This window comes from Campylobacter sp. US25a (assembly GCF_004379075.1).
Lineage (GTDB): Bacteria > Campylobacterota > Campylobacteria > Campylobacterales > Campylobacteraceae > Campylobacter_D > Campylobacter_D jejuni.
Genome location: NZ_RYYM01000002.1, coordinates 25,392 through 38,653, shown reverse-complemented (window position 1 = coordinate 38,653; position 13,262 = coordinate 25,392). Strand labels below are relative to the sequence as shown.

The 13,262-nt window shown below is 31.5% G+C and carries 15 protein-coding genes, 5 tRNA genes and 1 pseudogene; 2 read left to right on the top strand and 19 right to left on the bottom strand.

The features are described 5' to 3' along the window. Positions 1-4 precede the first annotated feature (4 nt). The 16 genes and pseudogenes from rplJ to nssR all read right to left on the bottom strand — a co-directional run bounded on the left by rplJ (position 5) and on the right by nssR (position 7,437). Entirely contained in the window at positions 5-484 is a 480-nt protein-coding gene (gene rplJ, locus ELQ12_RS02370; RefSeq protein WP_002858610.1) for a 50S ribosomal protein L10, read from the bottom strand. A gap of 151 nt (positions 485-635) precedes the next feature. Beyond that, complete coding sequence (rplA, locus tag ELQ12_RS02365) at positions 636-1,337, bottom strand: 50S ribosomal protein L1 (RefSeq protein WP_002854928.1); 702 nt, start codon at positions 1,335-1,337, stop codon at positions 636-638. A gap of 54 nt (positions 1,338-1,391) precedes the next feature. Beyond that, positions 1,392-1,817 (bottom strand): 50S ribosomal protein L11, encoded by a 426-nt coding sequence (rplK, locus tag ELQ12_RS02360; protein ID WP_070210025.1) that lies wholly within the window; start codon positions 1,815-1,817, stop codon positions 1,392-1,394. 25 nt (positions 1,818-1,842) lie between these two features. Then, positions 1,843-2,376: a transcription termination/antitermination protein NusG gene (gene nusG / locus ELQ12_RS02355; protein ID WP_002851098.1), complete on the bottom strand. Its 534-nt coding sequence runs from the start codon at positions 2,374-2,376 to the stop codon at positions 1,843-1,845. A gap of 9 nt (positions 2,377-2,385) precedes the next feature. Continuing rightward, on the bottom strand, positions 2,386-2,565 hold the full coding sequence (gene secE / locus ELQ12_RS02350; RefSeq protein WP_002854985.1) for a preprotein translocase subunit SecE: 180 nt from the start codon (positions 2,563-2,565) through the stop codon (positions 2,386-2,388). An 18-nt stretch (positions 2,566-2,583) separates the two neighbouring features. Continuing rightward, positions 2,584-2,659: transfer RNA gene (locus ELQ12_RS02345), tRNA-Trp, on the bottom strand. An 11-nt stretch (positions 2,660-2,670) separates the two neighbouring features. Then, positions 2,671-2,829: a 50S ribosomal protein L33 gene (gene rpmG, locus ELQ12_RS02340; RefSeq protein ID WP_002793551.1), complete on the bottom strand. Its 159-nt coding sequence runs from the start codon at positions 2,827-2,829 to the stop codon at positions 2,671-2,673. A 52-nt stretch (positions 2,830-2,881) separates the two neighbouring features. Beyond that, positions 2,882-4,081, bottom strand: coding sequence for an elongation factor Tu (gene tuf, locus ELQ12_RS02335; protein WP_002855271.1), 1,200 nt, complete (start codon positions 4,079-4,081; stop codon positions 2,882-2,884). A gap of 68 nt (positions 4,082-4,149) precedes the next feature. Further along, positions 4,150-4,224, bottom strand: a tRNA-Thr gene (locus ELQ12_RS02330). 104 nt (positions 4,225-4,328) lie between these two features. Then, a tRNA-Gly gene (locus ELQ12_RS02325) sits at positions 4,329-4,405 on the bottom strand. A gap of 6 nt (positions 4,406-4,411) precedes the next feature. Then, a tRNA-Tyr gene (locus tag ELQ12_RS02320) sits at positions 4,412-4,497 on the bottom strand. 49 nt (positions 4,498-4,546) lie between these two features. Further along, positions 4,547-4,622 (bottom strand) — tRNA-Thr (locus tag ELQ12_RS02315). Between the two features lie 90 nt (positions 4,623-4,712). Beyond that, positions 4,713-5,473: pseudogene (locus ELQ12_RS02310) on the bottom strand (amino acid ABC transporter ATP-binding protein). Between the two features lies 1 nt (position 5,474). Beyond that, positions 5,475-6,131, bottom strand: a complete 657-nt coding sequence (locus ELQ12_RS02305; RefSeq protein ID WP_070252271.1) for an amino acid ABC transporter permease — start codon at positions 6,129-6,131, stop codon at positions 5,475-5,477. Then, positions 6,124-6,825, bottom strand: coding sequence for an amino acid ABC transporter permease (locus tag ELQ12_RS02300; protein WP_002871192.1), 702 nt, complete (start codon positions 6,823-6,825; stop codon positions 6,124-6,126). Before ELQ12_RS02300 ends, ELQ12_RS02305 begins: the two co-directional genes overlap by 8 nt. 15 nt (positions 6,826-6,840) lie before the next feature. After that, complete coding sequence (nssR, locus tag ELQ12_RS02295; protein ID WP_002871191.1) at positions 6,841-7,437, bottom strand: nitrosative stress-sensitive transcriptional regulator NssR; 597 nt, start codon at positions 7,435-7,437, stop codon at positions 6,841-6,843. 94 nt (positions 7,438-7,531) lie between these two features. Here nssR and ctb point away from each other — a divergent pair, with 94 nt between their 5' ends. Then, positions 7,532-7,915 carry a truncated hemoglobin Ctb gene (gene ctb, locus ELQ12_RS02290; protein WP_070261391.1) on the top strand — a complete coding sequence of 128 codons (384 nt, stop codon included), beginning with the start codon at positions 7,532-7,534 and terminating at the stop codon, positions 7,913-7,915. Here the strand turns inward: ctb and recG are convergent. The 3 genes from recG to ELQ12_RS02275 are packed head-to-tail and all read right to left on the bottom strand — an operon-like array spanning position 7,912 to position 11,991. Continuing rightward, entirely contained in the window at positions 7,912-9,735 is a 1,824-nt protein-coding gene (gene recG / locus ELQ12_RS02285) for an ATP-dependent DNA helicase RecG (protein WP_070261392.1), read from the bottom strand. The genes ctb and recG overlap by 4 nt on opposite strands. After that, positions 9,725-10,945: a pitrilysin family protein gene (locus ELQ12_RS02280; RefSeq protein WP_070278939.1), complete on the bottom strand. Its 1,221-nt coding sequence runs from the start codon at positions 10,943-10,945 to the stop codon at positions 9,725-9,727. Before ELQ12_RS02280 ends, recG begins: the two co-directional genes overlap by 11 nt. Further along, complete coding sequence (locus ELQ12_RS02275; RefSeq protein WP_134264547.1) at positions 10,945-11,991, bottom strand: dehypoxanthine futalosine cyclase; 1,047 nt, start codon at positions 11,989-11,991, stop codon at positions 10,945-10,947. Before ELQ12_RS02275 ends, ELQ12_RS02280 begins: the two co-directional genes overlap by 1 nt. Before the next feature lie 74 nt (positions 11,992-12,065). Here ELQ12_RS02275 and ELQ12_RS02270 point away from each other — a divergent pair, with 74 nt between their 5' ends. Beyond that, positions 12,066-13,253: an MFS transporter gene (locus tag ELQ12_RS02270; protein WP_070286234.1), complete on the top strand. Its 1,188-nt coding sequence runs from the start codon at positions 12,066-12,068 to the stop codon at positions 13,251-13,253. The last annotated feature ends 9 nt before the right edge of the window (positions 13,254-13,262 follow it).

Genomic DNA, 13,262 nt, shown 5'->3' with positions numbered 1-13,262 from the left:
TAATTTATTCAGATTCTTTTTTATTTTTAAGCGCATTTAAACCTATTGTGAAATTGGTAATTGGCGCATTCCAAACTTGCAAAAGCATAGCAAGCAACTCATTGCGTGAAGGCATTTTAGCAAGAGCTTTAACCTTAGCAACATCTGCAACTTCGCCTTCAATATGAGCTGTTTTGATTTCAAATTTATCGTTATTTTCTTCAAATTTAGCAGCTACTTTTGAAACACTTAGCTGATCTTCGCCCCAAAGATAAATATTTGTATCTTTAAGAACTAGACCTGTTTTACCGGAATTGTTAAGAGCAATGTTAGCCAAAGTATTTTTAACAATTTGAACTTTTACATTGTTTTCTCTTGCATTATTTCTAAGCTCTTCTAGTTTTTTTGTGCTAAGACCTCTGTAATTACAAACTACAATAGCTTCACTAGCTTTAAAACCTTCTTCAAGTTTAGCAATAATCTCAACTTTTTCGCTTCTAGTCACATTTTCTCCTTTCCGATTGAGATTTCAAGTAGAGTGGAAATCCAATTAAGCTTACGCCTCGACCATCTTCAATCTAAAATAAACATCTCAAAAAATCAAAAATTTTTTCAAATGTTTATTTTAAAACAAAAGAGTTGCAAAAAAGCAACTCTTATTTCATATCAAGCAATTCTTGTGTTTCAAGCTTTACAGAAGGGCTCATTGTCAAAGATAAAGCCGCATTTTTAATATATCTACCTTTAGCTGCGGCAGGTTTGTGTTTGTTAATTGCCTTTACAAAAGTGCTAACATTGTCCCATAATTGTTCTTTAGAAAAACTTACTTTACCAAGACCTGCATGGATATTTCCTTGCTTATCAACACGGAAATTTACTTGACCACTTTTTGCATTATTAACCGCTTGAGCAACATCCATAGTCACTGTTCCGGTTTTAGGATTTGGCATTAAACCTTTTGGGCCTAAAATTCTACCAACTTTACCAACAAGTCCCATTAAATTTGGAGTAGCAATCAAAACATCAAAATTCATATTACCTTTTTGAATTTCTTCTACTAAATCATCGCTACCCACAATATCTGCACCAGCATTTTTCGCTTCATCAGCTTTTGCATCTTTTGCAATTACAGCAACACGAACTTTTTTACCCGTTCCAGCAGGTAAAACAACAGATCCTCTTACCATTTGATCTGCATGTCTTGGATCAACATTGAGTTTTAAAGCAATTTCTACAGTCTCATCAAATTTAGCGGACTTTAAAGTCTTTATTGTATCAATTGCATCGCTTAAAGCATACTCTTTATTTGAATCAATTTTTTGTGATAATTCTTTTAATCTTTTTGCTATCTTAGCCATTTATTTTCTCCGCATTTTAAAGTGCTACCGCCTTTTACCTTGGCGGTGAAAGGATTAATCTACGATTTCAACACCCATAGAACGAGCTGAACCTGCAATAATTTTAACAGCTTGATCTCTATCTTTAGTATTTAAATCTGCAATTTTCTTATCTACTATTTCTAAAACTTGAGCACGAGTTAACTTACCCACCTTATTTTTAAGTGGATTATCCGTACCTTTAGAAATTCCAGCTGCTTTTTTGATCAAATCCGTAGCTGGCGGTTGTTTTGTAATAAAAGTAAAACTTTTATCTGCATAAACAGTGATAACAACAGGGATATTAAAACCTGCCATATCTTTTGTTCTTTCATTAAAAGCCTTACAAAACTCCATAATATTAACACCTTGCTGACCCAAAGCAGGACCAACAGGTGGTGATGGGTTTGCTTTTGTGGCAGCAATTTGCAATTTAATTTCGCCTACGACTTTTTTAGCCATAACAAATCTCCTTACTTGATATAAATTAAATTATTTTCTCAACTTGAGAATATAAGATCTCCACTGGAGTTGAACGTCCAAAAATAGAAACATTTAATTTTAATAAACCACGAACCATATCATACTCTTCTACAATTGCAGTAAAGTTTGCAAATGGCCCTTCTGTGATTCTCACATTTTCCCCTTCTTCAAAAGAAATCTTTGGTTTAGGCGCTGCACGATTGTGAACTTTTTCCAAAATCAAATTAATATCTTTTTCTGTTAAAGGGGTTGGCTTTTTAGATTCTCCAATAAAACGACCAACCTTTGGAAGAGATTGAATGCGATGCCAAAGCTCTGTATTTAAATCAAGAAGTGCAAAAACGTATCCTGAATACAAACTTCTTTCGCTAATCTTTTCTTTTCCATTCTTAAATTCAATAACATCTTCAGTTGGAACAACAATTTCTTTAAGTTGTTCTTCAATTCCGTTATCTTTTACTAAATTTTCAATGGCTCTTTTAACTGCCATTTCACTGCCAGCATAAGTTTGAATTGCATACCATTTATGAGTACTCATTTACTCTCCTTATACGATCGCAGAAACAATAGAGGACATAAGCCAATCCACTAACGCCAAAAACAAAGAAATCACCGCAACAACCACAAAAACTGTAATATAGGCATTTCTTACCTGTTCTTTTAAAGGAAAAATTACTTTCCTTAATTCGGCTTTTGATAATTTAAAATAAGTTATTAATTTTTCCATTTATTTAAACCTTAATTATGGCAGGGCAAGAGGGATTCGAACCCCCAACCATCGGATTTGGAATCCGGCGCTCTACCGTTGGAGCTATTGCCCTAAGGCGCAAGCTTAACTTTTTAGCTTAACTTCTTTGTGAAGTGTATGTTTTTTTAATCTTGGGCAATATTTTTTTAATTCTAATTTTTCAGTAGTATTTTTACTATTTTTATAGGTGCTATAATTAATATCACCACATTCTTCACACTTTAAACCAACTTTAATTCTCATTTCAATTTTCCTTAAAAAATTAAAGCCAAGCTTTTAACTTGGCTTTATTAAATTATTTAATAATTTTAGAAACAACACCTGAACCAACAGTTTTACCACCTTCACGAATAGCAAAACGAGTTCCTTCTTCAAGTGCTACTGGAGCGATCAAGCTTACAGTAATTCTCACATTTTCACCTGGCATAACCATTTCAACACCATCAGCTAATTTAATCGAACCTGTAACATCAGTTGTTCTTACATAAAACTGTGGTCTATAGTTGTTAAAGAATGGAGTATGTCTACCACCTTCATCTTTATTTAAGATATAAACTTCAGCTTCGAAGTCAGTGTGTGGAGTAATTGATTTTGGTTTAGCAAGAACCATACCACGGATAACTTCTTCCTTTTTAGTACCACGAAGAAGAACACCTACGTTATCTCCTGCTTCGCCTTGATCCATTTCTTTTCTGAACATTTCAACACCTGTTACAGTTGTTGTTTGAGTATCTTTAATACCAACGATTTCGATAGTATCACCTACTTTTACAACACCTTTTTCAATTCTACCTGTAACAACAGTACCACGACCTGAAATTGAGAAAACGTCTTCTATTGGCATTAAGAAGTCTTTTTCAGTATCACGAGTTGGAGTTGGAATATAGCTATCAACTGCAGCCATAAGATCCATAATTTTTGCTGACCATTCACCATCTTGTCCAGCTTTAGCTTCTTCAAGAGCTTTTAAAGCAGAACCAGAAATAATAGGTGTATCATCGCCTGGGAAATCATAAGAGCTTAATAATTCTCTAATTTCCATTTCAACTAACTCTAAAAGTTCAGCATCATCAACCATATCTGCTTTATTCATAAAAACAACAATATATGGAACGCCTACTTGACGAGAAAGAAGAATATGTTCTCTAGTTTGTGGCATAGGGCCATCTGCAGCAGAAACAACCAAGATCGCTCCATCCATTTGTGCAGCACCTGTAATCATGTTTTTAACATAATCTGCGTGACCTGGGCAGTCAACGTGTGCATAGTGACGATTGTCTGTTTCATATTCAATATGAGAAGTAGCAATAGTAATACCACGCTCTTTTTCTTCTGGAGCATTATCGATATTATCATAATCTTTAAGCTCTGCTAAACCTCTTCTAGAAAGAACAGCAGAAATAGCAGCTGTTAAAGTAGTTTTACCATGGTCAACGTGACCAATAGTACCAATATTTACGTGTGGCTTATTACGTGAAAATTTTTCTTTAGCCATTTTTTTCCTCCGTATAAAAAATAAATTGAGCAAAGCAAGTCTTATATCTATATAATTTTTTCAATTCATGGAGCTCATAGCGGGAATTGAACCCGCGACCTCTCCCTTACCAAGGGAGTGCTCTACCTCTGAGCCATACGAGCGCTCAGAAAAATTATACACAATAACAGACAACAAAAACTCTTAAATGGGATATATACTGTAAGTTAAAGGTTTTAAAATACAGCTCCCAGTTCTTTTAAATTGTTGGAGCGGGAAACGGGACTCGAACCCGCGACCCTCAGCTTGGAAGGCTGATGCTCTAGCCAACTGAGCTACTCCCGCAAAGCATGGTGGTGAGTCGTGGATTCGAACCACGGAAGGCGAAAGCCAGCAGATTTACAGTCTGCCCTCGTTGGCCACTTGAGTAACTCACCATAAAAATATTGCTTTTTCAATATTCTGGTCAAACACTGCTAAAATAAATGGAGCTGGTTAAGGGACTTGAACCCCCGACCTGCTGCTTACAAGGCAGCTGCTCTACCAACTGAGCTAAACCAGCAAAAATAAAAGTGAGATTATAACTCAAAAAAAAATTTTTGTCAAGACTTTTTAGTTTTTCTATAAAATTTTAGTCTTGTAAAGTTTATTATCATAAACCAATATTATTTTTATCTATTTATGATAATCAAACAAATTTAAAAATTTCTTTGCTCTTTCGCTTTTTGGATTTTCAAAAAAACTTTTAGGATCATTTTCTTCGATGATTTTTCCTTCATCCATAAAAATAATTTTATCTGCTACAGCTTTAGCAAAACCCATTTCATGAGTAACAATAAGCATAGTCATACCCTCTTTTGCAAGATTTAACATCACTTCTAAAACTTCTCTAACAATCTCAGGATCCAACGCTGCTGTAACCTCATCAAAAAGCATTAACTCAGGATTCATACATAAACTTCTTACTATGGCAATTCTTTGCTTTTGTCCTCCGCTAAGTTCTCTTGGATAAGCATGAATTTTATGCAAAAGCCCCACCTTTTCAAGCCAAATTTTAGCCTCTTTTAAAACCTCATCTTTCTTTCTTTTTTGCACTTTCATAGGCCCTAAAAGTATATTTTCTTCAACACTTAAATGCTCAAAAAGCTCATAAGATTGAAAAACCATACCAACTTTTTGACGCATTCTTGGCCATTCTTTAAAATCTTTATCTATTTTCTCATTATCAATATAAATATTACCACTTGCAATCTCTTCAAGCCCATTAATACAACGCAAAAGCGTAGATTTTCCACATCCGCTAGGACCTAAAATCACCACAACTTCTTTGGCTTTAACTTCTAAATTAATATCTTTTAAGGCGTGATGCGAACCATAATACTTTTGTAAATTTTCTATTTTTAGTATGCTCATTTTAGCTCCATTTTTTCTCTAATTTTCTTGAATATAAAGTGATAGGATAACAAAGTATAAAAAAGATAAAAAAAATCAAACCATAAATAATAAAAGGTGCAAAATCATTTTTATTATGAAATTCTATAATTTGTTGCCCTATCTTGACAAGCTCTACCGCTCCGATTAAATAAGCAAAGGTTGTACTTTTAATCATGCGAGTAAGTAAATTCATGCTCATAGGAGTTAAACGACGCATAGCTTGTGGAATAATAATATAAACAAAACTTTGCACCGTATTTAAACCTAAAGATGATGCACTTTCATACTGATGCTTTGGAATACTCTGCAAGGAAACACGTACTAAATCCATCATCTCAAAACAACCCCAAATGCTAAAAACAATAATAGCTGCACTTATAGAACTCAAATCCCACCCAAACCATCTAGGAAAACCAAAATACACCACAAAAAGCCATACCAAAAGTGGCATAACACGCACAAATTCTAAACCTAAACGACAAAAAGCATAGATATAGGTATTTTTAAAACTCATTAAAATTCCCAAAAACAACCCACCTATCGAAGTAATAATAATGCTGATAAATGAAATTTCAAGAGTGACAAAAAGCCCTTGCCAGAGTCTTAAAAGCGTATCGGTATTTAAAAGTTCAAGCATGAATCAACCTTTTTTCAAACTTTAGCAAAATAAAAGACAAAGGCAAAATAATGCACAAATATCCCATAAACAACAAAAACAATAGCTCATCTGTCTTATAGGTTAAGGAATTTAAACTCTTCATTAAATTCACCAAATCTGGCAAGGCAATAATACTAACCACTGAAGTTTCTTTGATTAAAAATATAATATTAGCACTAATACTTGGCATAGAAATAGCTAAAGCTTGCGGCAAAATCACATAACGCAAATTTCCAAATTTTGAAAAACCCAAAGAAAGTCCGGCTTCAAACTGCTGTTTTCTTATGGCTTCAAATCCCGCCCTTAAACTCTCAGCCATATAAGAACCCCCTAAAAAACTAAGTCCTACTATAGCACAAGCAAAAGAAGGTCTTAAAGTTTCTTCTACGCTTAAACAAATCACACTAAGCGGTGGAATTTGTTCTAAATGTATATTAAATTTAGGTAAAGCATAATATAAGAAAAAAAGTTGAATTAATAAAGGCGTATTTCTTGAAAACTCTATATAAAGCTTGCAAATATTTTCTAAAATTTTTATTTTAAAATAACTCATTAAAATGCAAAACAAGCCTATTATCAAAGAAAAAATAATTCCAAAAAAGCTTAGTTTTATCGTAAGCCAAGCAGCTGTTAAAAAAGCAGGAGCTTGAGCTAATATAAAATCAAAATCCATTCTCTACCTTAAATTTTACCAAAGTTCTTTCATGATCATATCTTTATTTAAAATTTCAATTCTACCTTTTTTTGTATCAATAAGTTCTGAAATTTTAAGCTCTTTTAACACTCGAGATAAAGATTGTGCTCTAACATTTAAATCAATTGCAATTTGTTTTTGTGAAATTGTATCTAAATTTTTTTCATTTTCCAAAAGATACTTTAATAATCTCGTCCTTAAATCTAATGCATTTTGAGATAATTTCTTTTCTAAAATTTTAATTTTATCAAAAAGTGAACTGATGAGTAAAAAATTGAATTCTTTATTTTCACTGCATAAATTTTGAAAATTAATAAAATCAATTTCCAAAATTTCTCCATCTTCTTCAAAAATAGCATTAGCAGGATAATTTAATTTTTTAAAAGCAGGCATTTCTGCTATAAAATTTAGAGGATTAAAATAATGCAAAGTAATTTCTTTATCACTTGCTGTACTTTTATAAATGCGTATTTTTCCCTTGAGTAAAATAAAAAATTTTTTAGCCTCTTCGCCTTCATAAAATAAAATACTATTTTTTTGAAATTTTTTTAATTTTCCTACACTAGATAAAAGTTCTAAATAATCTTTCATTATATACATTTTCCATTCTTAACTTATGTTAAATTTAATTTATCTTATTTTTGCTATATTAACGCCATAAAATTAACATTTAAGAAAGGCTTATATGAAATTTGAAACAATTAATCAAGAAAGTATAGCAAAACTCATGGAAATATTTTATGAAAAAGTTAGAAAAGATAAGGATTTAGGTCCTATTTTTAACAATGCTATTGGAACAAGCGATGAAGAATGGAAAGATCATAAAGCAAAAATAGGAAATTTTTGGGCAGGCATGCTTTTAGGCGAAGGTGATTATAATGGGCAACCCTTAAAAAAGCATCTAGATCTACCTCCTTTTCCTCAAGAATTTTTTGAAGTTTGGCTAAAACTTTTTGAAGAAAGTTTAAATATAGTTTATAATGAGGAAATGAAAAATGTCATTTTACAGCGTGCACAAATGATAGCTTCACATTTTCAAAATATGCTTTACAAGTACGGCAGACATTAATTTGGCAATTTTTTTGCCAAATCTTTTTTCACCTCTTCTAAAATCTCCTCATCCTTAGAAAAATCAAAAAATTTAAACTCATTTCCATGTTGCATAAAACCATCGAGCAAATCTCCACTCAAACGATTTTTAAGATCAAGCTCTGCTATTTTAAACCCATCTAAAGTGCTAGCAAATTCTTTTAAACGACTCGGAATTTCTTTAAGCTTAGTATAAAGATAGCAAGTACTTTTAAGCCCTACACGACCTACACGGCCACGAAGTTGATGTAAAGTAGCAAGTCCTAAACGTTCCGCCCCCACAATCACTATCATACTCAATCTTGGCAAAGAAATACCTACTTCCACCACTGTAGTGCTTAGTAAAATATTTCCCTCATCTCTAAAACGCTCTAAAATTTCATCTTTTTGTTTATCTTTTCCATGAGTTACAAAAACTTTTTCATAATGACTCTGCCAATATTCTTTAGCCTGTTCTAAAGAAAGATAAGGAATCTTATCACTAGCACTCACTAAGGGATAAATAATGATAATTTGATGATTTTTAGAAATTTCTTCCTTGATCTTCTCACTAAGCTTAGAAAAGCCTTCATTTTGTATGCAATAAGTTGTAATATCTTTTTTAAAAGGCATTTGTTTAATAAAGCTAAAATTTAAAAGTTCAGATTGTATCATGCTTAAAGTTCTTGGAATAGGTGTAGCCGAAAACTGTATAAAATGAGGGGCAAATTCTTGCTTATTTAAAGAATGAATTTTCTCACGCTGAGCTGATCCAAAACGATGTTGTTCATCTATCATTACAAGTACGGCATTATGACTTTCTAAATGAATTAAAGCGTGAGTGCCTATAATAAGATTTGCTTTTTGGATATTTTGTTCTAAATCTTTTTCTTTTTTACCCCCTTTAATAAACAAAATATTCATAAAATCAGGTAAAAATTTCTTAGCCTCCTCATAAAGCTGATACGCTAAAATACTAGTAGGTGCCATTAAAATAGCTTGCTTAGGATAAACCATCAAAGCAGCACCGAGTAAAACCAAGGTTTTACCACACCCTACATCACCCATAATCACACGCCTTTTGGCTTCTTTTGAATGCAAATCTTTTTCTATATCTTTTAAGGCGTTAAGCTGATCTTTAGTAAGAGAAAAAGGCAAATCCTTAATCCAATTGGCTATATTAAAAACATTGATTTGATGAGCTTTAAAATGCGTTTTTTTAGCTTTTAAACGCTTTAAAAAATTATATATTTCTATGTATTTTAAATCTTTGCTAAAATTTTGCAAATTTTCAAACATAAAAAAACTTTTTTCATCATAAGCATGCAAATTTAAAAGAAAATGTATATATTTATCCTCTATGCCACTTTCTTTTAAATTTTCATAGTTAAGATATTTATGTATAAAAGCAGCAATTTTTGTATCTTTTAAGCCTAAAATTTGATACTTTGGACTAAAACCCTCAAAAGAAGTTAAAATTTTAGGATTGTTAAATTGCCAAGTGTGATTAAAGCGTGAGAGTTTAGCATTAAAAATAAGCTCTTTTCCTACCTTACAAATCCTAAAATGCCAAGCTCTAGGATGAAAAAACACAAAAGAGATATTTTCTTGCCATTCTTCACAAAAACCCAAACCAAAAAGTTGATTTTTTCTTGAACTAACGCTTTTTATAGTGATTTTTTGAGTGCAAATTTCATTTTCTTTAGGATTTTTACTTGGATTTAAATTTTCGATTTTTTTAGGTAAAAGAAGCGCTAAATCAATAGCACTTCTAATTTTTAATTTTTTAAAAAATTCAAAATCACTTTCTTTAATTTTCATTTTGTATGCTTGCAAAACTTATATTTAAAAGCTCTTGATGTTTTTTAATATAAGCATTGATGGTTTCAAGTTTAACCTTTTCCATAAGTTTTAACTCTTCTTTATAATATCCCAAATTTAAACCTTGATAAAATTCATTAAAGGCCATAGATAAACGCTTGCTTAAGCTTTCATAACGCAAAGGAGTTGATCCTATGAGAAAATTTTTAGCTTGATCAAGTTCGTTTTGAGTCATGCCATTTTTTATAAAATCTTCAAAAAGCTCTTTTACGATTTTTTTAGCTTCTTTAGCGCTTTCATTTTTAGTTTGTAAATATCCAAAAACTCTAGAAAAAGACATATTCATATCAAGCATAGCATAAGCTGAGTATGCAAGACCTCTTTTAACACGAATTTCTTCCATAATCCTTGAACCAAATCCCCCTTGTCCTAGCACAAATAAAGCAATTTTTGCAAGATATAAATCCTTATCTTTAAAATCGGCAAAAAAAGGCGTAGCAAAATAAATATAAGCTTGTTCACTTTCTGGGCGTAGCAAAATTTCATCTTTGATGTTTTTGCTTAACTCATATTTTTTTGGAGTATTTTTCTTACCTATTTGAAGTTTTGATAAGAGTTTTAAAAGATCTTCCTTGGCTTGTTTTTCTTCTAAATCTCCTCCTAAAATCACAACCAAATCACTAAGATGGATAAAATTTTTATAAAAATTTTGCAAATCTTTTAAAGACAAAGTTTCTATACTTTTTTCATCTCCATCATTTGAACTTTGAAATTCTTTACATTTAAAAATTTGAGCATTGAGTAAATTTTTTGCTAAATAATCAAAATCACTATTTTTACTCGCGAGCTCACCTAAGGCATTGATTTTTAATTTTTGCAAAGTTTTTTCTTCTATTCTTGGTTTTAAAAGCAATTTTTCTAAACTCTTTAAAGCAAAATCAAAATTTTCTTTCAAGCAAGAAAGATTGATTTCCAAGCTTTCAAAACCACTACTTGCCTCTAAATTTATCGCTCTAAATTCTAAATCCTTAAAAAATTTATCATCCACGCCTTCATTTAAAATACGTGAAAACATCTTAGCTAAGCCTGCTATTTCATCATAACTTCTAGCACAATTTCTAAAGACAAGCTTTAAAACAACAATAGGAAAATCAGAATTTTTTTCAAAAATAAAAGGGATTTTAACACCCCTACTCTCTAAATACTGCATTAAAACCTTTCTAAAATTTCATAAGCGGTATTGCGTTTAGCTGGATTTTCGCCTAAACTTCTAATCAGCCTTATCATCTCATCTTGATTCATTCTATAACTTGCTCCTGCGGCACTTACTACATTTTCTTCCATCATGGTTGAGCCTAAATCGTTAGCCCCAAATTTTAAAGCAAGTTGACCTATAATCGAGCCTTGAGTTACCCAAGAACTTTGCAAATTTTTAAAATTATCTAAATAAAGTCTTGCTAAAGCTAAAAGTCTTAAATACTTGTTAGAACTTTGCTTCATAATCTCTGGATGTTTTTGGATTAAAGCAGTATTATCACTTTGAAAGCTCCATAAAATAAAAGCTCTAAAACCACCTGTTTCATCTTGTAATTTTCTCAAATGCTCAAAATGATCGATGATTTCTTCATCATTTTCAACCGTTCCAAACATCATAGTAGCTGTACTTTTCATACCGATTTTATGAGCTTGGCGATGTACTTCTAACCAAGTAGCTGTATCGCATTTATTTGGTGCAATGATATCACGCACCCTATCGCTTAGCACCTCAGCACCTGCTCCTGGTATAGAAAATAAACCTTTAGTTTGCAATCTTTGCAGCACTTCAGTAATTGAAATTTTAGATGCTTTTGCAATATAAGCGATTTCAACTGCTGAAAAACCATGTACAGTGATATTTGGATAATGTTCTTTTATCCAAGAAACTAATTCTTCATACCATTCTATTTTTAATTTTGGGTGCACCCCACCTTGAAAAAGAATTTGTGTACCCCCAATAGCTTCAAGCTCCTCTATCTTCTTGCCTATCTCCTCAAAGCTTAAAATATAAGCATCATCTTCTTTATGATGGCGATAAAAAGCACAAAAAGAACAATCAATACAACAAACATTGGTATAATTAATATTTCTATCCACAACAAAAGTGGTAATTTTTTCAGGATGAAGTTCTAATTTTCTTTTATAAGCCATTTCTCCAAGTTCCGTTAAACTCGCATGATATAATAAATCTAAAGCTTCTTTTTTATCCAGTCTTTTCAAAATTTTTCCTTGTTTTTTTACATAATTAAAATAATTATAGCATTTAAAATATAAATTATGCTATAGTTTCGCTTATGAATTACATTGAACTATTAAAAAATAATAAAAATATCAGAATATTAGCTTCGGTTCAGTTTATAGTATATTTTGGAGCATGGTTTTCTCAAACTGGAGTTTTTACCCTTTTAGTCGAGCTTAATGCTCCTACTTGGGCAACAGCTACAAGTGCTATGCTTGCTTTTTTACCTGGAGTTTTGCTTGCTCCTATTAATGGCGTCATAGTAGAGAAAAATAAACCTAAAAAACTTTTACTCAGTATGATTAGCATAGAATTAATTTCTATTTTTTGTCTTATTTTTGTCACAAGTCTTAGCATGCTTTGGCTTTTGTTTATTTTAATCTTCATAAGACTTTGCGTTGCTTCGATTTATTTTCAAGCTGAAATGAGTTTATTGGCGAAAATTTTAACCCCTCAAGAACTTAAACTCGCTAATGAAATGCACAGTGTCATTTGGGCGATTTCTTATACAGCAGGTATGGCAAGTGCGGGAATTTTTATTTATTTTCTAGGAGTTAAAACCGCTTTTTTATTTGACTGTGTACTTATACTCATAGGCATTTCTTTTTTAGTAAGATTAAGCATTCCTGATTTTCATCAAAAAACACAAAGTCGCTTTTTTACTATGATAAAAGAAGGATTTTTCTATGTTTTAAACAATAAGATAATTTTTCATCTTATCTTGCTTCACGCTTTTATAGGTTTAACTGCTTATGAAACCTTGGTTACGCTTTTAGCACAACATCAATATAAAGAAGTTTTATCTGCTGCTTTAGTAATAGGGTTTTTAAATGCAGTACGTGCTTGTTCTTTAGCTATAGGACCTATGGTTTTAAGCAAATTTATTAATGATAAAAATTTATTTTACATGTATCTTGGTCAAGGTTTTGGTATTATACTTTGGGCTTTAACTCAATTTAATTTTTATATTTCTTTTTTAGGTTTAATTGGTGCAGGTTTTTTTACCTCAGCACTTTGGGCTTATACCTACACTATGATACAAAAAAATGCCGACAAAGAATATCATGGCAGAGTAATTGCTTATACAGATATGATTTATCTTAGTTTTAGCGCTATTATTTCAATGCTTATGGGTTTTTTATTTGAAATAGGCTTGAGTTTAGAACTGATTACAGGTTTATTGGGTATGATTTTTATCTTTGCGGCATTTTATTGGAAGTGGTTTTATAAAAAATATTTGTGAAAATTCACA